Genomic DNA, 22006 nt, shown 5'->3' on the forward strand with positions numbered 1-22006 from the left:
GTTTTCCAATGTCTAACCACCCCTTTCAGAAAATCATTATTTAAATTGTATAGTATTATCTTTCCTAATTTTAACTTTTGAAACTTTTAATTAATCAAACGTTGTTCATCCATTTAATTGTGACTCAATATATTGTATATCAATATTTACACTATTGCTGTTAAGTATTTAGTGATAAACTGATAATGTTATAATAAAAAATTATATTTACTACATTTAAAATTACAAAAAGCAATTATATTATGTCTTAAATCATTGGCAATTTAACTTTTATATTAAAGGAGGTCTAGTGCTTTGAGTCTACATTTCATGATTATATTCTGGTTATCATTAGTTTTTCTAGTTTGTGGTATCGTGTTACTCATCACTTACAAAAACAAAAAGTCTCAGCAAGCTAAAGAATCATTACTTGGAGCAACATTTATGTTGATCCTTTTAGGTGTCGCTGGTATTTTATGCTCAATTATATTCAGTTAATCAAATTAAGTCCTAATCACAACGCGAATAATCCTTTAAAGATTATTTTATGTCGTGGTCAGGACTTTTTTAATTTCTCATAAAATTGTAAACCTAAATTACATGTACAATTACAAAACTAAATTTTTGAAATAAATCGGATGTAATCGTAATTAATCAGTAAGAAAATGATAAATTGTTAACATAGCAATTCCTAAAATAAAAAAGTATATAAAGCGTTTATACGCTCTCCTTTTCTCATGACGAACCTCTTCACTTGAATGGTTAACATTTTCGTGCAACCTCGTATTTATAAATAAAAATGGCATTGTTCCTAAAAATGCGAATACAAGACTTAATATTATTCCTATCAAAATATTCATAACATCACCTCTATTAAACAATTTCTTCAATATTCTTATTCCCTGTAATTAACATTTTAACTAAATGAGTCACATTTACTTTCAGTTGTGTTTAATACCATTTTCAGCAATATAGTTTATAATGTAAATTAAATAATAACTTTTGAAAAATAAAAATTAGGAGGGTTGATTTTGAAGTTAACATACTTACCTCAATGGGAGGTTATTAATCAAAGTCAGAAACAATTTGTAATACAGGAAGATGCCAATTCTATTTCACTAGTTAGTCCAATCAATGACTATGCAATGGGTATCTTAAGCCAAGTCCATTTTTCTATACAAAATGGTGAAGTGATTAGCACTACTGTAGAAAATAATAGTAAAAATCTAAAAATAGAAATTAATGAAACACAATCACAACTTAAAATCATCGACATTTAATTTTTAGGCCAAGCCCTTTCTACAATGTGTGTGAAATTTTATTTACAATATTGTAGAAAGGGTATTATATAAATAAGACAATTACGCATTAAAAATGTGTTGTGATATTTAAGTCGTTTTAATAAAGACGGGTGAGTGATAATTATGAAATTATTCAAAAATTTACTTTTACTAGTTACTGGGGCACTTATAGTACGAGCGTTATTATTAAGTGTAGACAACTCAACTGACGAAAAGGTCGAAAATAAAGTTAGCATACAAGATAAACAAAAATCTTAATATGTAAATTAACTGTACTCATAATCGCTATTGATTTAGCTTAGCGATTATGAGCTTTTTTATGTTAAAATTTAAACTTTTTACTTTAAAAACATAATAGTATTTTGGGAATAGGACAGAAATCTTTTTTTAGCAAGATTTCGTCGTATGAACCTGGCCCGGCAAAGCTGACTTTAAAATGAAATACAAGAGCTGAAGCGCTTTTTCAATTCAGTCAGCCACTACCAATTTAATAATTGAGGATGAGACATGTATTTTGTCTCATCCTCTGTTTGGAGATTAAAAATTAAAAAAACAACAAAACCCATAAGGCTTTGCTGACCATTTAAAAAACCCCTAATTAAAGGGGCTTTTGACTATAACGGGAGTTATGAATCTTCACATGTCAAAGGACACGTAGAAAACCCATCTCCGTTAAATTCTATCATGCCCTAAGACATGCCTTGGTTATTATATCAAAATAAAAGTTGCCAATACAAACAAAAACTTATTATATCGTCAAATGCGTATATTAAATTTCATAGCGCAGCACATTAAGTTATAATTAATGTGTATTTATTTTCTAAAAGCGAGGTCATTATGCAACACTTTAAAAGTAAAATTGAACATTATCAAATTTATATATATTTTGTAGCACTTATACTGGGTATGTTAGCTGGTTTAACATCACAAATATTTTCTGTTTTTCTAGAGTCTGTGATCTCAATTTTTATTGGCATTTTAATGTTTAGCATGTTTTCACAAATTCCTTTTTTCAATATTCGCCAAAACCTTTTTAACATGAAATATATAATTGCCTTAATTTTATCTAACTTTATAATCATACCTATCTTTGTTTATGCCTTGATACAACTATTTGATGTTAGTTCTGCTCCAATATTAATTGGACTTTATCTTGTACTGTTAACACCGTGTATTGATTACGTTATCGTCTTCACTGCATTAGGCAAAGGAAATGCGCAGTATATGCTTATTTCTACACCTATATTATTTGTATTACAAATTATTCTACTGCCCCTTTATTTCACTATTTTTTTACATAATGAAATATTATCAATCATTGATATAGGACCATTTATTAATGCTTTTTTCACATTCATCATTATCCCATTAATACTGGCATTATTATTACAACTGCTCAGTAAAAAATCTAGCTCTATAAATCGCGTCTTAAATCTTACTGCATGGTTACCGGAACTCTTCATGTCACTTGTGCTTTTTTCAGTCGTAGGTTCACAAATAAACAAAATCACAAATGATTTAAATATTGTATTAAGTGTTGTACCCATTTATATCTGTTTTATGATTATTGCACCTATAATAGGCTTTTTTTGTGGAAAGTTATTTCGTTTAGATATTCCAAATATAAGAACATTAGCTTTCAGTTCTAGTACAAGAAACGCATTGGTGGTGTTACCCCTCGCTCTTTCCTTACCAGATCATTGGGTAACCATCACTACAACGGTCATTATTACTCAAACATTAACCGAACTCATCGGTGAACTTGTTTACATTAAAGTTCTTCCAAAGATTATAAAATAAACAGCTAAAATTGAAAATTTGTATCTCAAATCCCCTCATTTATATATTGAGCAATTCATTTTTTTGGTATAATTATTAATAATATTCTCAAATTAATCATATATATTCGTTTGTTCGGATTGCTGTATGGTAAACTATCTAACAAAGAGGAGCTTGATGTTATGAAAAAAATTGCATTAGTCTTATTAGGTGTTGTTTCATTTGCACTATTAGTAAAATCTATATTAAGTACATCTACTGATTACGGAACAGATGAATATATTGTTGAAGAAGATAGAACAAACGATCAATTTTAATCATTGTTTAACACTGCAATTCTATCAAATCATTTTAGAAATAGATAAAGCTAGGCTGAGTTCATATACACATTGCTCAGTCTTTTTAAAATCCAATTATTTCCTATTTAATCGAAAATGCTTTAATATAACCATTAGGTAACATTTTACACTAGAAAGTTTTTGGTTTCCCCTTTCTTGCACTTTCGTATTTCTATTTGATGAGGTGATAAGATGCAAATTTTAAGAAAAGTATATGAAAATAAGGCACCTATTTATCATATAAAGACAAATTTAGGTCTATTAATTAAAGTCAAAACTGATGACACATCGAATAAAACGGAAATAACTCACTTATTAACTGCCGTTGCTAAAGATATGGATGAGAAATTAAAAAATAATATTGAATAATGGGTAAGCTATACACCACTCGTATTTATTCAAATAAAATACAGTCCAATAAATTGAATTTAATTCAACTTATTGGACTGTATCTTTATATATATTAATTCATAACAACTATAATAAAACCTACAAATAATATAAGCATAGATAATCTAGGTTTTTGCTTTCCTACTAATCCACTAAGTAAGACTAATGATAGCCCTACAATCAGTAATTGACCATTAAAAGTTGTAATACCCATGGCATCACCAACCATCATAATCACACCATAAACAATTATCAATGCTATAAATATGCTACAAACCAATGATAGTATATTGAGTAACTTCATCTTTTACATCCTTTTAATTTAAATGATACTATTAATATAACTTATCGCCATTATAAAAGAAATGGGAGTGGGACAGAAATCTAATTTTTCTAATAAAATTTCGTCGTCCCACCCCGGCACAGCTACTGTAAAATGGAATACAAGCGCTTCAGCGCTTGCATAAGAACTACTTGTCTTCATAAATGAAGTAGTAGTTCTTTAAAAGCTTGATATAAGCGCATTTTCAATTCAGTCAGCCACTGCCAATATAAAAAACTGAGGCTAAGACATGTGATATGTCCCAGCCTCGAAATCTCGAATCGAAAATATATTCCACACTAAAGTTTGGAGGACTTCTTGTGCTTAGTTATATTTACCCGCTTTTATATAATAAAAACCTAAATAACTAAATTTTGTAAATCGTTCTCAAATTATTTATTTAAACTTATAATTGATTTATCAATAAAGAATATAGCGATATATGTAAATATTAATAAATTTAAATAAAATTAATCATACTGTTGGAAATGAATCCAACAAAAAGTTATCCTATAGTTAAAGCATTAATAACTAGCAATTTATTTTATAAAAATAATTGCAAGTTATGATAACAACTCAATTCTTTATTTTTAACCATTATGTGTTACTAATTACATAGAATTGTTTCAGATAAAAAAGGGTGATGAAATGGAAGTACTACGTAAAGTTTATAAAGATGACGAGCCTATTTACCATGTCAAAACAGATAAAGGTTCTGTTATTAGAATTAAAGGTTCTGATGATTTAACGGACTCTGAAACTGAAGAATTATTAATGTTAGTTTCTCAAGATATTGATAAAATGAAAAAACAATAAATCAGGAGCTTAACAATATACATTTAATTTAGTGTGTATCGACTATAGACGTTCTCATAAACATTAAGGGGCTATCACATTTGTTTGAAAAGAACGGTTTTCTAAATGATTTTATTGTAAAGACGATGAGTTCAAATAGAACTAAATTACATCTGGGTAAAATCCTAGTTAAATTAAAAAAGTAGTTTCCATTTTGGAAGCTACTTTTTTTAAAATCTATCTAATCAGGTTTGTCTTAATTTAAAACGGTTCCAATGCACTTCGTTTATTAAACCTACTTATTATCTTGCTATCATTTCGAATGTAATATGAGGAATATTGTCTTCTAAATAAATATCAGAAACACCTTTAAAACCAAATGATTCATAAAATGATTTTAAATAGGCTTGTCCGGAAATGCTGATTAATGATCCATTATATTTTTCATTTATAATATCTATTGTTTTCTGCACAATATTACGTCCGTAGCCTCGCATTCTATAGTTTTGTGCCACTAGCACCCTTCCGAAGCTAATATGCGACTGGCGATCTACAATACGTGTGTATGCAGCAATGTGGTTTTCGTCCTTCAACATGATATGTAACGCTTCTTCATCGTCTTTATCTATTTCTTGGTATGCACATTTTTGCTCTACTACGAATACTTTTATTCTTTCTTCTAAAATATGTAATAGTTCAATATTTGATAGATCTTTTGTCCGTTTAACTACTAATTCCATAAAACACCTCCTATAATTCTTAGAAAATAAACTAAATTCATATTAACGATAATAGTTCAGTAGTTGGTTACAGTCTGTTCCTACGTATATTATTGTTCTATAAGCTGAATTAAGTTACCACAAGTATCATTTATAATCGCAAGTTTAGTGCCATCAACTTCCTTAGGCTCAGTATGAAATTCGACACCTAAATTAACTAAACGCTCATGTGATGCTTCCATATTTTCAACCCCAAACATAGTTACGGGTATACTAGCACTATATAAACCTTCTTGATAATTTTTAGCAATCTCACTCACATTAGGTTCTAACACTATTTCAACTGGATTATTAGAGTTATTTTCTTTTACGGTCAACCATTTAAATTCTCCACCCATTTCAATATCGTGTTTCAGTTCAAACCCTAATTTTTCTGTGTAAAATTGTTTTGCTTTATCTTGATTATCAACAAAAATACTCATAGCAATAATTTTCATATGAATCCACCTTATCTCTCTTTTTCGAATTTTATATTATTAATACATTTTAATGCTTCTCTTATTTAGCAAGCTAATTTGCATAATACCAGTATATGATAACGCCTTTATAAGTTCACTAATTTGAAAATAAGTAGTGTGTATACTACAATTATATACGGATTTTATTACAACTCGTTTGGGAGTGATTAATTGTGAAAGTACTAAATGAATTACGCGAAAAATATAATTTAAGTATCTCCAAATTAGTTATCAATTTAAATAATAACTATGACAAAGATTTTAGAATTTGCCAGATTTGGGATTGGGAAAATGGATACCGTAGTGTTTCAGAGAACGATGTTGCTATTCTCGCAGATTATTTTAATGTTTCTAAACAAACATTTAATGCATAATAATACTACGATATTAAACTAAGTACGCATTAAGGGACTGAAATTCATATAGTTGACTTAGTTATAATAAAGTGGAAAACGATAATCGTTTTCCACTTTATTTTTTAAATACAATCGTAATAAAATAATCTACGCCTTCTATACTATTCGTAACAGATGGTGTAACGCTCACAAGCTCCCAGTGTTGCTTATCATTAACTTCTTGTAGGAATTCGTTTACACGTTCATCGAAAGCTTCAAAACCCTCTTCATATTGCATGTGTAATGTTTTTATCATCATAAATAAATTTCCTCCATAATCATGACTTCTACCATCTATTGTAAAATGTTCAATAGTTCAAAACAAACATTTCATAATAGTTAATAAAGCATGAAACACTAATATCGATGTATACTTAAAATTCTAAAACTATTTTAGTTCATAATTTAGCCAATCTACAATTTCATTAAATATACTTTTGTTATAAGAAGATTCGTTAAATATTTCGTGTTGTAACCCGTCATAAATATGAATAGATTTATGCTCAGAGCCTATTTCATCATATAATTGAATTGAGTCCTTATAGCTAACTAAACCGTCTTCTTTACCATGTAAGATTAATATATTATCCTTGAACTGCTTTGCGTTATTTTTTAAATACTCAACACCATCAAGTATTGTATAAACGAGCCCCATGGATATTTTTTCAGCAATTAAATCATCTAATTTATACTTTTCAACAACTGTTTGGTCAGAACATAATCCATCACCTAATGCATTTTCTATATATTCATGTGGAGACATACTTCTATCTGGCTCACCAAATAATTTAATATTATAACGTGTTAACGCTCCCGAAGTGATTATCCCATCTACTGCATTTGGATATTGTGTGCCAAATAATGTCACTGTATATCCTCCCATACTATGGCCAACCAAATATAATTTGCCCTCAAAATTTGATTTCACGTAATTAATAACTGTTGATAGATCCTCCACTATTTCATTCATATTATTATAATACGTTTGAGGACCTTCCGAGCGTCCATGCCCACGTTGATCATATCGGATGACATTGAATCTATTTGAATTTAAATGCATTGTTAATTCATCATAGCGATCTAAATGTTCTCCTAAGCCATGTACTACAATAATATTTGCTTGTGCGTTTTCAACATCATTAATCTTAGTATAAATTCGGGTATTGTCTTGAGAATTTAAATATTTTATATAATTCATAAAATCCACCTTTTCATTTAAATTATTTCGCCTCAACAATTTTATTCTAACGGCTCTCTAAATCAAAATGACTATTTGGTTATTCACTTCCGTATGAGCATTAATATATTATATCTATACCCCTAATTTTCTAATATATTTTATATTAATAAAGATAAATATATTTAAATTTCAACCATGGTATCTCATCTTTCATGATATATAAAAGTATATGAATAAAAAATGCCAACAAAGTCAGAAACTTTGTTGACACTTTGAATTAAAATCTTATTTACAGAGACCATTTGAATACTCTGGGTTATCTTTATTTAGCAACCAATTGCCAGTATTTAAATAGCTGGCATAACTAGACCAAATAACATAAGGGAAAAGCAAGATACCTGAAATAGGTTTGTTTTTAAAAAATACAACAACGTTAGTCGTTACTGCTATTAATAAAATAAAACTCTCAATCAAGGCGATGCCCCTTACTTTCTTTTTAAAATACAGTAATGACCACAGAAAATTCAAACTAAGCTGAGTATAATGCGTAACAGTTGCTGCTTTGGTATTTGTTCCGTTACCTTTAACCAAATTATAAGCTACGCCCATACATAAATATAATATTGGCCAAACAATAGGAAACGCATATCGTGGTGGAGAATACGGTGGTTTTTCAAATTTACCATAATCTTTTGGCGCTTCTTTTGCAGTAATTTTACCTATAATATTGCCGCCCACAAAAGGTAATAATGTTCTCGTTAATATTTTTATCATTTCCATTATTATTTCTCCTATTTCAAATTTTTTATAATTGAAGATTGCTTTATATAATCAACGTTGTAAAAATCAGCCATACTTTTGAGAAATTCTAAAAGATAAGTTTCATCTATATTATGTTGTTGAAATTGATATTTCAAAGCTTTCTGGAATTCATTTTCTGATGAACTACGTATTTTTTTAAAATACCCCCACATATGATCATAAGCATTGATGATAGAACCTTCAGTTGGCTTTAGTGTTAAAGCATATGAAATCAAAGATGCTATATCTCCATATGTCGGATTTTCTTTCATTATTTCTCTAATATTATTGTAACTATTTTGATCGTGCCACAACACTTCATATTTATATCGACGCCATAACTGTTCAATTTTATAACGTTGTGCCATGTTTATCTGTCCCTTTTTTAATACCACATCTTGCCGGTATTTTATCTTCTTTCCATTTATTGAATAATAATATTTGATATAACTCAAATGCATCTTCTCCGTATACTTTACGATCACCAAAAACATAAAATGGAGGTAGCATTTCATGTGAAAAATATTTTTGATATTCTTCTTTATAAACAATTTCACTCAAACGCTCTATATCATTATTAAAATCAACAGAACGTTTTCCTCCACGGCGAATATGCTCTTCGTTCATACTTTCTAAAAGCTTAAAAGTATCTATAATGTATGGTTCTCCATTGTTATAAACATGAGCAACGATGGGATGATTAATATAATTGCTGTTTACATCAACAAGGTTTAACTTTGCTAAACATACTCTAATAATTTGATATAATTCTAATACTTGCTTTGATAGCCTTCTATTATCTAAAAAACGTGCACTTTTCTTATGGTCTGAGCTTATTCTGAAAATTTGCATATGCATCTTCCCTTACTTTTACAGATTATGAACTCTCTAACAAAGTCATTTTTTAAATCCCTACATACAGTATTCACTTTTAAATATTTATATGCAAACGAGAGCTATTTTCCCCAATTTAAATTACCTCTAAAATGAATTAAGCTTGAGTAAATAAAATGCTAAATTAAATGCTTTGTATATTTTTCTTAAATAATCGCTCTAAATTCGTCTAATATCAACCTTTGTCCAACTTTTAATTCACAGTTAATGATATGCTTATACAGGAGGCTGATATTAATGTCAAAATATATATTGTCGTATAATTTGAATTCTATTTCGTATGGTTATGAAAAATTACCTGCTAAATTAAATGCCTTAGGTAATGCTTTGTATATTTATAGAGGATTATGGCTTTTAAAAAGTGATCTAGATAGAAATGAAATATACGAAAGTATTAAAAATTCCTTTAATTCAAACGATGATTTTTTAATATTTAAATTCGAAGAAAGTCCATTAGGTATGTTGAGCGAACAAAAATACGATGAAATCTTACAAATACTTAATGACTAAACACATCCCAAATTACTGATGTGTTTTTTATTTACATAAATTTCATGTAATAATTATTGCTAGTAAATCATATTAATACGATTTTAAAGTGCATGCTTGCCTGGGATATGGCTCGAGCCTGTAGTCTTTCGCTCATATTATTCCCCTAGGCGTCAGCACTTTATAAAATCGCTACTATCCCAGTTATATACACAAAATAAGTAAATCCTATAAATATTAATTTATAGGATTTACTTATTATTATTCATTAATTATAAAATATCTTCATCTAAATATTTATTAACATCACTTATTTAATCGTATTACCACCATCTAATACAATGGTTTCTCCGGTCATAAAATTGGTCGCGTCACTTGCTAAAAATAAAGCGATTGCTGCTACTTCCTCAGGTTCACCAAATCTTCCTAAAGGGATACCAGCTAAAGCGTCTTCTCTTGCCTTGCCTACCCATGCTTTATCAGACAATTCTGTTGCAACAATTGTTGGCGCAATAGCGTTAACGTTAATATTAAATTTTGCCCACTCAAATGCCAAGCTCTTAGTTAAATTAACAATTCCAGCTTTTGTTACTCCATAAGCAGTATGTTTATCTAATGCTATTAAAGCATTTTGGCTTGCCATATTAATAATTTTTCCACCTTCACCTTGTTCAATAAATACATTTCCAACTTTTTGAGCCATTTTGAATGAGGCAGTTAAATTTAAATCAATTTGTTTTTGCCAAATCTCGCTAGACATTGTTTCCGCTTTATCTAAAAGCGCAACACCTGCAGAATTTACCAATATATCAATACGGCCAAAAGTCTGCTTTGTTAAATCAATCGCATTATCTATATCTTGTTCATTTGTTATATCACATTGAATACCTAGAATGTGATCACCTTTCAATTCATTTACACTATCTTTTATATCTAATACTGCAACTTTAGCCCCTTTTTGTATGTAAAAATCGGAAATTGCTTTACCTATACCACTGTTACCCCCAGTAATAATAGCTACTTTATCTGTAATATTAAAATCTTTATCAAATCCTTTATAATTTTGCATAATATCCGCTCCTTTTACTATATATTAAGTATACTAGTTAAATTAAGCGCTTACAAAATAATCCTCTTATACTTTTCTAAATATTTATTATAATTTATTGTTATTAATTCTTTTAACTTTTAATTTTAAACGCAAAAAAACACCCACCCCGTAGGGTGAGTGTTAAAGATAATTTAATATTTTAAATTATGCTTTGTTAACGTTAGCAGCTTGTTTACCACGGTCGCCATCAACGATGTCGAATTCAACTGTTTCGCCTTCTTCTAATGATTTGTAACCTTCAGAATTGATAGCTGAGAAATGTACGAATACGTCGTCGTTATTTTCTACTTCGATGAAACCGAAACCTTTATCTGCATTGAACCATTTTACTGTACCTTTATTCATATGAAAACCTCCGTGTGCTTTAGCACATATATTTGTAACTTGTTATTAAAAAATCCAAAGGAGTAAAATTCAATGAATAAGACTACTTTTAAAATTTCCGAATTAAAAATTACTTGAGTACAAATATACTATGGATATAACGCTTTGTCAACATCTTCTATAAAAGTTTGTATTTCTACATTTTAATTAAACTATCAGGTTTTTGTAAATATAAAATTAAATTAGCTTTTATTACCTTTTTTACAACAAAATAACTTTATATGTAGTACAATTAGATATAATTAGTTATACATCGTTCAAAACAATTAAAAAGTCACAAAAAATTACGAACGCCTTCATTGTATAATAAATATAAATTCAATTTCCGAGGAGAAATTTATGCAAATTATTAATTATAATATCAATCTTGACCACGTCACTTACACTGTTGAAACTAAAAATGGTCATGTATTCACTCACAGTTTACCGAAAGATACTACTTCAAATAATATATATCGCTATTTAGAAATTTTATCAAGTAACGTAGATGGAGCTAACTCATAAATGGGCATATTAATCACTATTACTTTCATAATTAGTTTAATTCTATTGATCATTAGTTTATTTTCATTTTATGAATTTAATAATGAGCGCAAAGTCATCAGCGAAAAAAACTTAGACAATAATCATGAGCTAGGTATTCAAAAGCAATCTAGAAAACTAGTATTTTTTGGTGCTATCTTATTTATTTTATCAGCCGTGTTTTTTGCACTTTCTATAATTTTATTATAAAATATAAATTAACAATAAACATTCCAAGCATTTATTTTAGAACATAAACACACCATTTGTTATAAAAGCATTTGGTTCTTTTTTATGAGCAATTTCTTTATAATGCGACGTTAATAGCGAATATTCCAATTTTGAAAGGACACATCATGATCAATAAAACCTTGAATTTCACTGGTTTAATTTTCATTATTTTACTTTTTTTATATACTTCTATTAATTACAATAGTTTGCCAGAGAGAGTACCTGTGCACTTTGATTTATATAGTAACCCAGATGCGTGGGGATACAAAAAAGAAATATTCATTCTTCCAATAATAATTTTAGCTTTATGGGTTTTCATGTATCTCTTATTTAAGTATTACGTAAAATTCGAAAATTTTAGATCCAGTTTTGAGAATAAAACAATATCCAAAGACGCTATAAATTTCAATAGAAGATTCATTACTATACTAAATTTCGAGTTATCCACGCTTCTATCTTTCATGGGTATTAAAGACGTATATAACGCTACTGGCGGAAATATTGATATAGGTATATTTCAATTTGTCATCATTTTAGTAGTCATTTTTTCTACAATTATTTTGTACCTCTACATGTGCTATAAACACAAATATTTCTAAAGTTTACTACTTATAGTAGAACACCACTTAAAAGAGTCATTCCTCGCCCTTTAAGTGGTGTTTATATTATTATATAAAATCTTTCTGAAATGCTATGAGGCATTGTTTTACAAAAATACAGTCTTTATCTTTAAAATAGATGGCTGCTTCATATTGGATAGGCAAATTATTTTTTAACGTTTTAACATTTTCTTTCATTAAATTTGTCTTGCCTCCATTAATCCTAATATCATCATTCAAACAATCTGGTGCTGTGAGGACACTTCGACCTATATCCCACGCACTAAGTAAATTATAGAATGATTCTGTATCTAAACTTTCTAGAAAATTTAGCCCTTCACTTTTCGTTTCAGGGTTTTTAATAAACAGTGCAATTATTTTATCTACGCTGTTTCTTCGTTTATCACCATTACTTGTTGCGGAAGCTTTCGAGAGTATTACTTTATAGGCGTTTATGACATTATTTAAATCCATAGCTATCAAACCTCTCTACATATCTCATTTAAATTAACTTTACTATATCCATATAGCAAATACAAAAGTATCCATTCACTATTTTTATAAAGTATAAATTTCTGCGCATACTTTTAAAAAAACGCTTAATCCCTAAAATGATATATCAATTTCTCCTACATAAACTGCATTGCCAGTTATTTCGATTTCGTTATTTTCTGCAACATTCACTATCATTTGGCCATCCTTCTTCATTTCTTGTCCTTGCTCTACAATAAGTTTCATAGAAGTATGATCCTCTTTTTTTATATACTTGGCAAAATACGCCCCCATGACACCTGAAGCAGTGCCAGTCACCGGATCTTCTATTGTTCCTGAAAAAGTTGAAGAAAAATGGCGGCCATGCATATCCGCTTCTTCATGATAACTTTCAAGGCAAAATGGATGTATAGATGCGTTTGGTATTTCATTTAAAATTGAAGAAAATACCTTATTATTTGGTTCCATTTTATTAAAAATATCAAGTGACTTTATAGGTATTAAAAGTGTCCATGCCCCAGTGCTACCGTACATTATGGGTAGCTCATCATCAAAATCCACTTCTTCAATGCCTATTGCCTTTGCTAAATCATATCGGGATCCTTCAAATTTTTCAAATTGTGGTAATGCTTGTTTCATTGTTATAAGTATTTCATTTTGCTCATTCGTTGTAATACGTATCGATAAGACCCCTACATTTGTTTCAATAGTTAGTTCTGTTTTATTTTCTAACCATCCGTTTGTCTTTAACGCATAAATTGTTGCCATTGTTGCGTGTCCACAAAGCTCCATCTCTTGTTTTGGTGAAAAATAGCGTATTCTAAAGTCTGCTTTATCAGATGCTATTGGAAAAGCTGTTTCATTAAAGCCTACTTTAAAAGCAACGTCTTGCATCTCCGTTTCTGTTAAGGTGTCTCCATTTATAACAACACCAGCAGGATTACCTTTATTGGGCTTTTTACTAAAAGCATCATAGTGATACACTTTTATCGATTTCATCTATAATCCTCCACTTTTTCTATAACTTAATAGTTTTTATAAGCGTATCATGTATCCAAAAAACTGAAAATCAGAAAATGAAAAAACACTAGGTATTTATGGCTACCTAGCGTTTAACTTTATATCTATATTAATATTGCTTAAAGCAATGTATTTTAAATCATTTTTAGATATTAATAGCATTAACCACATTAAAAGAATGGAATTGTTTTACTCGCTTTCATAATATCTTTTGTAAAAAAGAATTGCCTACCTTCTCCAGTATATGCAGGGTTCAGTATCATGTTCGCTTTAGCGCTATATAACCATTCAGGATTAATGCCAGAATTTAGTATTTCTTGGAATTCTTGAAAATCTTTTTTCCAATTTAAATTTGGCTCCATATTTATCACCTCAAAGATATAATAGAACACTTGTTCTTGTTTGTAAACAAAAAAGAAGCCACTGTTACAACAGTTAACTTCTCCCTTATCACACTTAGATCCCAAGAACATAAATAGAGTATCAAGTTCAAACGTAGATACATGAAACCAAGTAAAATTTGTTTGATTCACTGGATTACGCTCTATTTATGTTCTTATCAATCTATTTAGTCTCCCTATTATGTCTTTTTTCATACAAGAAAGAAATGAAACTTCCAAAAAAACCTAATAGTGACATAATCACACTACCAAGCAGTTGATCTTTCCCTGTGCCTATAAGCATTAATAAGAAGATTAAAATCCCAATCAAGATGCTCATCCCAAGAGCCTTAACATATACCAACATTTAGAATACCTCACTAAATCCCCAAAATACCATACTAAACCATTCTATTATTTATATTTAGTATCGTAAACCACCTTTTTACACTTTTTAGATATAAAAATAAGGCTAACGCAACGCTGCGCCCGCCTTAAATTATAATCTGTTAACTTTTTATTAATTAAATAAGCATGAGTAATTGATTAAGTGCTATATGCATCGTCAATCCTTATAGAAGTAATCTTGTCTACATTTACATAACTATCACAATCTTTTAGATAAAAGTAATTATGCTTATGAATGCCTTTTTCAAATCTTTTAAGTGCTAATGCCTTATCAATTTTCCATATATTCTCTACATACTCACGGTAAACATTGCCATCGCTACATTCTATTATGAATACATATACTTCACTCATGTGTGGTCACCCTAATTAATATTTTATGATTCTCATACGTTAACTCTATTATCCACCTAATCAGTTATGGTTGCAACACAATGTGCAGCTATTTATTTATCAAGACCCTCTTTTCCACAATTTTGATTTACCATTCCAATAGTAAACAAACATATAAGTCATGAAGTAATTTATTGAGCATAATGAGGTCTTATAAACCACATTTCAGTTTCATAATCATGTACTACTCTGTGAGCTACTTCTGTTTTTTCAGCGCCACCGCCGTCCCAATTTTGATCTAATGATTCAAATTTATCACTAGCGCCATTATAATTACCTTCCGTAACGATTGCTGTGTGACCTGCACCACTGCCAAATTCATCATTGAATACAACGATATCTCCAGCTTGTGCTTGGAAGCCCTCATGATTTTTATATACCGTGGCTTCACCCTCAAAGTTATTTTTAGTTGGAATTTCTTTTGCATAGTCACCTTCTAATCCATGACCATACAAATAATCCCATTGCTCATTCACTAAATCAAAACATTGCCAGCCATATTCATCATCATAATCCCATCCCTTACCTTCTAACGTGTTCATATGACTTATAGCTTCCTCTTGAGTTGCAGTCGTCGCAGCAGAAGCAGTGTTCAAATGTGTAAGTCCTAATATGCTTAAAACACCTATAATAAAAAATGTAAAAATTTGTATGTAACGTTTAATTATAAATCGTCCCTTCTAAGTGTTATTTTACTGAATAAACTATACAAGCAATATTGTCATTAACTTGTAAGCTAAAGTGTAAAATAATTCAATCTTAGAATAATATATCATATGGTTTTTAATTGCCGATTACACTAATATTAATTCCATTTTAATTTTTTTGGTTAATCTGTAATATTCAAATTAATTTCATTATGAAGTTATCTCGATAGTCAAAAAAAGACCCCTTAATTTAGGCGTCTCAGAGTGTCCGACTTTGTCAGCGTTTTTTGTGTATGCTTTTAGCAATTACAAAAACTGCCTGTAGTCTGCGGCTAATACTTCATCAACTCGTTAGGTATCAGACTAAACCACTGCAATTTCTGTAATAATTTAAAAACAATCCATAGCAATTTTAGATTTAAATGCCGTTCTGTTCCACATTCATTCTAAATTGTTCAATTTCTTTAATACTGGTTAAAACAAATACGTTTTTATCGTTTTTATTTTCCTTAATTTTTTGTAATAAATATGGTTTTCTGTGCTTAGGAAAATTCCAAATATATTTTAAAAAAGTGAGATTGATTCTTTCTTTGCAATCTTTGCCCATATCAATTCTAGTCTTACCAATATTTTTAAACAATCTCTTAAAAACTCTATAAAAACAAATTTTTCTTGGCAAATCTAAAAGTATCACAGTATTTGCAGCATTTAATCTTTCATCTAAGATACCAGTATAACTTCCGTCAATAATCCATTTCTTTTTTTGCAATAATGTTTTTTGAATTACTTTTTGTTCATTAGAACTTGTCATAACCCAATTAGGTTTCCAAAATAATACGTCTAAATGATAAACAGGTATATCTAAAGCACGACCTAGTTGTCTTGATAACGTTGATTTTCCAGAACCCGAAGACCCGATAACCATTATTTTCTCCATATATTTACCACCTATCTATTTAAATGAGTTTCATTCACCATACAATAATTTAATTGCTTTCATTCCTACGCGTTACTCATATTCATTACAGTATGAGTCATGTGGTTTATTGATTAAATCATATGTAAAACGCTCAACTATTTAAATTTAACATTACCACTGATACATAAGTAGTGAAATACAAAAATGAAATTCAACAAATATTATCACTTAAAAAATATTTTAATTATCACAAACTCTTTTATATATAGTACAATCAAGTTAATTAATTATTTTTTGGGGGTCAATAAATGAAAAAAGTCTTATTTTTATTGTTATCAAGCTTTCTAATATTAGCTGCATGTGATAATGAACAGGAAAGTAAACTAGATGATAAAAAAGAAACAAAATCATCAGATAAAGAAAGTAAGAAAGATAAGCAGCCAAATGAAGTAAAGAAATCAGGTGATAAATCTAATGAAGTAGCAACACAAGATACAAGTACTGAGCAACCTACACAATCACAAGAGCAAGTAAAAAAGCAAGAACAGCAAAATACGCAGCAACCTGTGCAATCACAAGAAAAACTTAATACACAAGAACAGCAAAACAATAATTCCCCTGTTCTGTCACAAGAAACAAATAATAATAGAAATCAACCAAATGTACCAGCTGGTGATGCTATGTTTGGAGAATACAAAAATGATGGTACATATTGTACTGTTGGTGGGTGCTTAACTCCACAACAACAAAAAGAACAAGAAGAAGCAAATTATGAAGAAATGGAAAATCAAGGTTATTCTCGAGAAGAATATGACGCTATTCAAAGTAAAGGGGCACAGTTACAACAACAAAAGAATAATGGAGGAATATCTACTGAAGAATTTACAGACCAATATCTCGAGCTATACGATTAAATCTATTTCAAAATATCAAACTGAGTAATTGAATTTCCAACAATTTATAAAAAACAAAATTATAGAAGGAGCAATATATAATGCAAAAAAATAATAATGAACTAACTAACGATGAGTTGTTGGCAAGACAACAACAACAATTTGAAGAGTACAAAGAAAATCAGAAAAAAGGCAAGAAAAAGAAATGGTTCTGGGGATGTGGTGGTTGCTTAGTTTTGCTTATTTTAGTAGTACTTGGTGTCACTGCTTGTACAGCTAGTTTTTCTGGCTCTATAGATAATGGAACTAATAGCACAGAAGAATCTAATAACAATAAAGATAGCAATGCAACACGTCAACAAAAATCAGCTTTAAACAAAGCTAAAACATACTCTGATAGTATGAACATGTCTAAAGCTGGTATATATGATCAACTAACTTCAGAAGCAGGCGAACAATTCCCAGAAGAAGATGCTCAATATGCTATTGATAATTTAGAGGCTAACTATAAGGAAAACGCTTTACAGAAAGCCAAAGATTACGCTGACCAACAAAGTATGTCTAATGATGCAATCTTTGATCAACTTACATCTTCTTATGGTGAAAAATTCACTGAGGAAGAAGCACAATATGCTATTGATAATTTAGAAGAATAATATATTTTTATTTATACCAATATAAAAAAAGGGCTTCGCCATTGTGGTTAAGCCCTTTTGATATGAAGTTAAGAAATTATATATAAATAGCGTCATTAAACCTATTAATTCTCACTAACTGAATAAATTTTGAACACTTAAAACACATATTAATTTCGTTAACTAAATTTTTTTATTCAACCAATCTCTCAGAAACTATATTTCGCCTCAACTTAATAAAACACAGTTATACGTTAAATTAACAAAAGAATTAATCACTGAAAATAATAAATAGAAAGATTTATGTTATTAGAAAATTAACTAAAGAATTGTTTTCACTGGTATACTTAATGTTGATAGCACTATCAACTGACAAATAATATTCTAATAATCAATTAGTCCCAGATACTGAGTTATTCAATAACAATTCAGTTCATTATAAAATAAATGAATCATTCATCAGGTATTTAATTTACCCTATTATTGTTAGAATTATGTAGAACGTTGTTTCTTAAAAGAGGAGAATATTTATGAATTTAAACGAATTTCAAGCACATATAGAAGATAAATTACCAGCGTTAGATAGCTTTTACGACAGAGCTATCAACTTTCAACTAGAAAAGGATAAAAGACGTCCGCCGAAAAAACGTTGGTCAGAGGCAAAAATAGAAAGAGCAGCAAATGCGATGTATAAAGATTTGATGAAAGGTATTTATGAAAAAATTAAATCTTTAGTTGAAGAAAGAGAGAAGAAACCGAATGATGTATGGATTGATTATTTAGAAAAATATGAGCTGTACGAACAAATAAACGAATCATTATACGAAATAGAATTTGATTAAAGAATCACAGTTCAACTTACTAGGGAGTGGGACAGAAATCTATTTTTTAACAAGATTTCGTCGTATGAACCAAGCCCCGGCTAAGCTGACTGTAAAATAATTGAGGCTGAGACATGTATTTTGTCTCAGCCTTTTTGCATAATGTTCATTCCCTATTAATTTTATTCAACTTCTTTTATTAAATTTAATGACTGTATATATAAATATTGGAATTAAAATAATAAATTCTAATGTTCCTATAACGAAAATGAGCACTTCAATGTTAGCACTAACTATTTCATTACTTAATATTAGAAAATCCCATAAACAGTGATATATAATAAGTGGTATAAAGCTCTTTAAATTTATTGAGAGACAAGCATACACTATTCCACCTAAAAATACCCCAATCATTTGGTTTATCACTTCACTTATTGATGCTCCGCCAAAAATATTAACTGCGTGAAATAAGGAAAACAATATCGCACTAACTAAAATAGCTGTTACTATTCCACCTTTTTGTAAAAATGTTTGCAACACTATACCTCTAAATACTACTTCTTCACTAACACCAACTAAAAGTGTTGTTACTAATATTAAAGAAACAATCGGTATTTTGCCGGTAAAATCTCCAATTATAAAAAATGCAACCAATGTAATGATGATCAAAATAATAAAAGGTAAAAACCAAAAAGAAAGCCGCATGTTAAATAATTTTTGTGTTGAGAAAAGCTTTTGATACATAAATATGGAAAGCACACTCATAATAATTTCAAAGTAAATCAATACTTTAACCATTTCAGAATTCTCATAATTATACCCAAAAATATAATGCATTGTTGACATAGCTAATGCCATAATTAACGTAATGATCAATACAAAAAGTAAAGCTTTCTTTCTTTTGTTTTTCATTTTATTCATCTCTCTCATTAGTGTGATTTTCAACTCCAGTCTATTTTTTTATCACGCTAAACCATTTCCAATAAGTTCCCATTCTCCATATATATTCCAATGGTCCATATTTAAAGTATTTCAGCCAAATACTTGTGAATAACAATTGTAAAATATAGATCACAATACAAATCCATAAAGTATCCATATAATCTACTTGATCACTATCCACACATAATATAACCAACCAAATTAATAAAGTTTGTCCTACATAATTTGTAAGCGCCATTCTTCCATATAATTGTAATGGGCTTAAGATTTTACCAAAGATTCGTACTTTTATAATTAATAATAATAGTGAGACATAAAATAATGCTATAAATGGACTATTAATAATTATTAAATGTTCATACATTTCTTTATTTTGAATATATTTATTAATCAATTCATTGTTCGAAGTATCTTCTAAAAATTTATATGTAGGAAATACATATGACTTGTTTAGCAAAATCCAACTTAATGCAGATATCACTCCAGAAATACTTGCTATTACAATTAACGCTTTAGTCTTAATGTTCTCAAAGATATTAAATTGACCTGCTGCAAGTCCTAATATGAAATATGGTATCGGTAATATTGTTTTACTACCTATATATATACAAATAACTAGCAATATTAAGCCAATGATTAAATTGATATATTTTTTGAAATAAAAACAAGGTATTAAGATTAAACCAATGATTGAATATAATAATAATGCTTCACCTGGTTGAAGCAATTGATGTAATAAACCAAAACACGCTAAGATTACTAATCTTCTTATAAATACGATATTACTATTTAATTGTTTTGCTTGAGCATTGCGAATAAATATATAAAATCCGACACCAAATAAAAATGAAAATATTGTAAAGAATTTACTTTCAACAAAAAAATCAATGAACTTTAAGTAACTAGCCTGATCATAGTTACTGGGTACTGGCAAAGCAAATATTGAAATTATATTAGTAAGAATTATTCCTAGTAAGGCAAAGCCTCTCATATAATCTAATTCTGAAATTCTATTGTATTTTACGCTATCGTTCATATTATCCTCCTAAATTAAATCATTATTTTTAAAGTTGACCTTCATGAAGCCAAAGATAATTTTAACAAAGGCGCGTATTAATACAACTTACATTATTGTCACACTTTATTTTATTAAATTTAAAAACACCTCACTTATGTAGCATCTAGCTTATTTTACTGACGTCACCGTACATTTAAAAACATATATTCTACAATATTAAATCAACACAAACTAAAAAAGGCTAAGCCACATTGGCTAAGCCTTTTAATATATCGTCCGCGGGTATTCATTAAATCATTTTCATACTTGTGTTAGATAACTACTAAAAAGTGACATTACCTTCAAATTTAAGTACAGTTTCTATTTTAACAACATGATTTAAATTAATTACTTTGTTTTTTGGTTTTGTCACAAACAATAAATTTTCGGATGATTTATCAACATCAATTTCCTTAGCTCGTTCTAATTTACCTGTTACCAATAATAAATCTATACTCACAACATTTTCTTCTTTCAATAAATCAGTCACTATATTTATATTCATTTTATAAATCTCCTTTTCAACATTATCTTCATTATACATCAAAATGTAATTTTTTACTTGATAATCAAACTTTATTATTAATTATACAATTTAATTGTTATATAATCGTATGACAATTAATGATTTTCACAGTAATTAAGGGTGCCA

The 22006-nt window shown here is 29.0% G+C and carries 33 protein-coding genes; 14 read left to right on the forward strand and 19 right to left on the reverse strand.

The genetic code is table 11. The features are described 5' to 3' along the window. Positions 1-294 precede the first annotated feature (294 nt). The 6 genes from tsaT to vraX (AAA453_RS12045) all read left to right on the forward strand — a co-directional run bounded on the left by tsaT (position 295) and on the right by vraX (AAA453_RS12045) (position 3766). A complete protein-coding gene (gene tsaT / locus AAA453_RS12020; RefSeq protein ID WP_057512784.1) occupies positions 295-477 on the forward strand; it encodes a type II toxin-antitoxin system toxin TsaT in 183 nt (60 codons plus the stop codon). Positions 478-1010: 533 nt separating this feature from the next. After that, positions 1011-1259: a hypothetical protein gene (locus AAA453_RS12025; protein ID WP_057512786.1), complete on the forward strand. Its 249-nt coding sequence runs from the start codon at positions 1011-1013 to the stop codon at positions 1257-1259. A gap of 144 nt (positions 1260-1403) precedes the next feature. Then, a complete protein-coding gene (locus AAA453_RS12030) occupies positions 1404-1538 on the forward strand; it encodes a hypothetical protein (RefSeq protein WP_256092404.1) in 135 nt (44 codons plus the stop codon). A gap of 579 nt (positions 1539-2117) precedes the next feature. Continuing rightward, on the forward strand, positions 2118-3080 hold the full coding sequence (locus AAA453_RS12035; RefSeq protein ID WP_069832999.1) for an arsenic resistance protein: 963 nt from the start codon (positions 2118-2120) through the stop codon (positions 3078-3080). A 161-nt stretch (positions 3081-3241) separates the two neighbouring features. Next, positions 3242-3376: a hypothetical protein gene (locus AAA453_RS12040; protein ID WP_256092403.1), complete on the forward strand. Its 135-nt coding sequence runs from the start codon at positions 3242-3244 to the stop codon at positions 3374-3376. A 213-nt stretch (positions 3377-3589) separates the two neighbouring features. Then, positions 3590-3766, forward strand: coding sequence for a C1q-binding complement inhibitor VraX (gene vraX, locus AAA453_RS12045; protein WP_176721528.1), 177 nt, complete (start codon positions 3590-3592; stop codon positions 3764-3766). Positions 3767-3860: 94 nt separating this feature from the next. On the opposite strand, the gene AAA453_RS12050 is transcribed toward vraX (AAA453_RS12045), so the two are convergent. Beyond that, positions 3861-4091, reverse strand: a complete 231-nt coding sequence (locus AAA453_RS12050) for a hypothetical protein (RefSeq protein WP_021339902.1) — start codon at positions 4089-4091, stop codon at positions 3861-3863. 666 nt (positions 4092-4757) lie between these two features. On the opposite strand from AAA453_RS12050, the gene vraX (AAA453_RS12055) reads away from it, so the two are divergent. Beyond that, positions 4758-4925: a C1q-binding complement inhibitor VraX gene (gene vraX, locus AAA453_RS12055; RefSeq protein WP_002508212.1), complete on the forward strand. Its 168-nt coding sequence runs from the start codon at positions 4758-4760 to the stop codon at positions 4923-4925. A 281-nt stretch (positions 4926-5206) separates the two neighbouring features. Here the strand turns inward: vraX (AAA453_RS12055) and AAA453_RS12060 are convergent, their stop codons facing one another. Then, the gene (locus AAA453_RS12060) at positions 5207-5644 is read right to left on the reverse strand and encodes a GNAT family N-acetyltransferase (protein ID WP_285322806.1); all 438 of its coding nucleotides are present in this window, start codon (positions 5642-5644) and stop codon (positions 5207-5209) included. Between the two features lie 89 nt (positions 5645-5733). Further along, entirely contained in the window at positions 5734-6120 is a 387-nt protein-coding gene (locus AAA453_RS12065; RefSeq protein WP_427705167.1) for a VOC family protein, read from the reverse strand. Positions 6121-6314: 194 nt separating this feature from the next. Here AAA453_RS12065 and AAA453_RS12070 point away from each other — a divergent pair, with 194 nt between their 5' ends. Further along, positions 6315-6515, forward strand: a complete 201-nt coding sequence (locus AAA453_RS12070; RefSeq protein WP_069833371.1) for a helix-turn-helix domain-containing protein — start codon at positions 6315-6317, stop codon at positions 6513-6515. Positions 6516-6612: 97 nt separating this feature from the next. On the opposite strand, the gene AAA453_RS12075 is transcribed toward AAA453_RS12070, so the two are convergent. The 5 genes from AAA453_RS12075 to AAA453_RS12095 form a co-directional block, all read right to left on the reverse strand. Beyond that, positions 6613-6795 carry a hypothetical protein gene (locus AAA453_RS12075; RefSeq protein WP_427705169.1) on the reverse strand — a complete coding sequence of 61 codons (183 nt, stop codon included), beginning with the start codon at positions 6793-6795 and terminating at the stop codon, positions 6613-6615. Between the two features lie 129 nt (positions 6796-6924). Continuing rightward, positions 6925-7734 carry an alpha/beta hydrolase gene (locus AAA453_RS12080; RefSeq protein ID WP_427705172.1) on the reverse strand — a complete coding sequence of 270 codons (810 nt, stop codon included), beginning with the start codon at positions 7732-7734 and terminating at the stop codon, positions 6925-6927. A 267-nt stretch (positions 7735-8001) separates the two neighbouring features. Then, positions 8002-8496 (reverse strand): TspO/MBR family protein, encoded by a 495-nt coding sequence (locus AAA453_RS12085; protein WP_427705174.1) that lies wholly within the window; start codon positions 8494-8496, stop codon positions 8002-8004. An 11-nt stretch (positions 8497-8507) separates the two neighbouring features. Next, positions 8508-8885, reverse strand: a complete 378-nt coding sequence (locus AAA453_RS12090) for a DUF1722 domain-containing protein (RefSeq protein ID WP_427705177.1) — start codon at positions 8883-8885, stop codon at positions 8508-8510. After that, complete coding sequence (locus AAA453_RS12095; protein WP_427705180.1) at positions 8869-9369, reverse strand: pyrimidine dimer DNA glycosylase/endonuclease V; 501 nt, start codon at positions 9367-9369, stop codon at positions 8869-8871. Before AAA453_RS12095 ends, AAA453_RS12090 begins: the two co-directional genes overlap by 17 nt. A gap of 279 nt (positions 9370-9648) precedes the next feature. Here AAA453_RS12095 and AAA453_RS12100 point away from each other — a divergent pair, with 279 nt between their 5' ends. Then, positions 9649-9921 carry a hypothetical protein gene (locus AAA453_RS12100; RefSeq protein WP_057512797.1) on the forward strand — a complete coding sequence of 91 codons (273 nt, stop codon included), beginning with the start codon at positions 9649-9651 and terminating at the stop codon, positions 9919-9921. Between the two features lie 289 nt (positions 9922-10210). On the opposite strand, the gene AAA453_RS12105 is transcribed toward AAA453_RS12100, so the two are convergent. Further along, entirely contained in the window at positions 10211-10969 is a 759-nt protein-coding gene (locus tag AAA453_RS12105; RefSeq protein ID WP_069833366.1) for a GolD/DthD family dehydrogenase, read from the reverse strand. Positions 10970-11155: 186 nt separating this feature from the next. Further along, positions 11156-11356, reverse strand: a complete 201-nt coding sequence (locus AAA453_RS12110) for a cold-shock protein (protein ID WP_002508223.1) — start codon at positions 11354-11356, stop codon at positions 11156-11158. Positions 11357-11734: 378 nt separating this feature from the next. Here AAA453_RS12110 and AAA453_RS12115 point away from each other — a divergent pair, with 378 nt between their 5' ends. Beyond that, entirely contained in the window at positions 11735-11899 is a 165-nt protein-coding gene (locus AAA453_RS12115; RefSeq protein WP_176723025.1) for a hypothetical protein, read from the forward strand. Between the two features lie 374 nt (positions 11900-12273). Continuing rightward, positions 12274-12747 carry a DUF1648 domain-containing protein gene (locus AAA453_RS12120; protein WP_427705182.1) on the forward strand — a complete coding sequence of 158 codons (474 nt, stop codon included), beginning with the start codon at positions 12274-12276 and terminating at the stop codon, positions 12745-12747. Positions 12748-12816: 69 nt separating this feature from the next. On the opposite strand, the gene AAA453_RS12125 is transcribed toward AAA453_RS12120, so the two are convergent. From AAA453_RS12125 to AAA453_RS12150, 6 genes are all read right to left on the reverse strand, one after another. Beyond that, positions 12817-13221 (reverse strand): hypothetical protein, encoded by a 405-nt coding sequence (locus AAA453_RS12125; RefSeq protein ID WP_277575786.1) that lies wholly within the window; start codon positions 13219-13221, stop codon positions 12817-12819. Between the two features lie 132 nt (positions 13222-13353). Continuing rightward, on the reverse strand, positions 13354-14238 hold the full coding sequence (locus AAA453_RS12130; protein ID WP_427705184.1) for a PhzF family phenazine biosynthesis protein: 885 nt from the start codon (positions 14236-14238) through the stop codon (positions 13354-13356). 191 nt (positions 14239-14429) lie between these two features. Continuing rightward, positions 14430-14621, reverse strand: coding sequence for a hypothetical protein (locus AAA453_RS12135; protein ID WP_031266130.1), 192 nt, complete (start codon positions 14619-14621; stop codon positions 14430-14432). 564 nt (positions 14622-15185) lie between these two features. Continuing rightward, positions 15186-15401, reverse strand: coding sequence for a hypothetical protein (locus AAA453_RS12140; protein ID WP_069833360.1), 216 nt, complete (start codon positions 15399-15401; stop codon positions 15186-15188). Between the two features lie 170 nt (positions 15402-15571). Then, on the reverse strand, positions 15572-16036 hold the full coding sequence (locus AAA453_RS12145) for a CHAP domain-containing protein (protein WP_427705187.1): 465 nt from the start codon (positions 16034-16036) through the stop codon (positions 15572-15574). 469 nt (positions 16037-16505) lie between these two features. Beyond that, positions 16506-17024, reverse strand: a complete 519-nt coding sequence (locus AAA453_RS12150; RefSeq protein WP_427705189.1) for a DNA topology modulation protein — start codon at positions 17022-17024, stop codon at positions 16506-16508. Between the two features lie 290 nt (positions 17025-17314). Between AAA453_RS12150 and AAA453_RS12155 the strand changes: the two genes are divergently transcribed. From AAA453_RS12155 to AAA453_RS12165, 3 genes are all read left to right on the forward strand, one after another. After that, positions 17315-17920 carry a hypothetical protein gene (locus AAA453_RS12155; protein WP_427705192.1) on the forward strand — a complete coding sequence of 202 codons (606 nt, stop codon included), beginning with the start codon at positions 17315-17317 and terminating at the stop codon, positions 17918-17920. Between the two features lie 80 nt (positions 17921-18000). Further along, positions 18001-18555, forward strand: coding sequence for an Ltp family lipoprotein (locus tag AAA453_RS12160; protein ID WP_427705194.1), 555 nt, complete (start codon positions 18001-18003; stop codon positions 18553-18555). A gap of 509 nt (positions 18556-19064) precedes the next feature. Beyond that, positions 19065-19376, forward strand: a complete 312-nt coding sequence (locus AAA453_RS12165; protein WP_069817933.1) for a hypothetical protein — start codon at positions 19065-19067, stop codon at positions 19374-19376. 165 nt (positions 19377-19541) lie between these two features. On the opposite strand, the gene AAA453_RS12170 is transcribed toward AAA453_RS12165, so the two are convergent. The 3 genes from AAA453_RS12170 to AAA453_RS12180 all read right to left on the reverse strand — a co-directional run bounded on the left by AAA453_RS12170 (position 19542) and on the right by AAA453_RS12180 (position 21859). Beyond that, a complete protein-coding gene (locus AAA453_RS12170) occupies positions 19542-20267 on the reverse strand; it encodes a CPBP family intramembrane glutamic endopeptidase (RefSeq protein WP_427705197.1) in 726 nt (241 codons plus the stop codon). A gap of 40 nt (positions 20268-20307) precedes the next feature. After that, positions 20308-21333 (reverse strand): DUF418 domain-containing protein, encoded by a 1026-nt coding sequence (locus AAA453_RS12175; RefSeq protein WP_427705200.1) that lies wholly within the window; start codon positions 21331-21333, stop codon positions 20308-20310. A 304-nt stretch (positions 21334-21637) separates the two neighbouring features. Next, positions 21638-21859, reverse strand: a complete 222-nt coding sequence (locus AAA453_RS12180; protein WP_021339885.1) for a hypothetical protein — start codon at positions 21857-21859, stop codon at positions 21638-21640. Positions 21860-22006 lie beyond the last annotated feature (147 nt).

The organism is Staphylococcus parequorum (genome assembly GCF_039237145.1).
In the GTDB taxonomy this organism is placed as follows: Bacteria; Bacillota; Bacilli; order Staphylococcales; family Staphylococcaceae; genus Staphylococcus; species Staphylococcus equorum_A.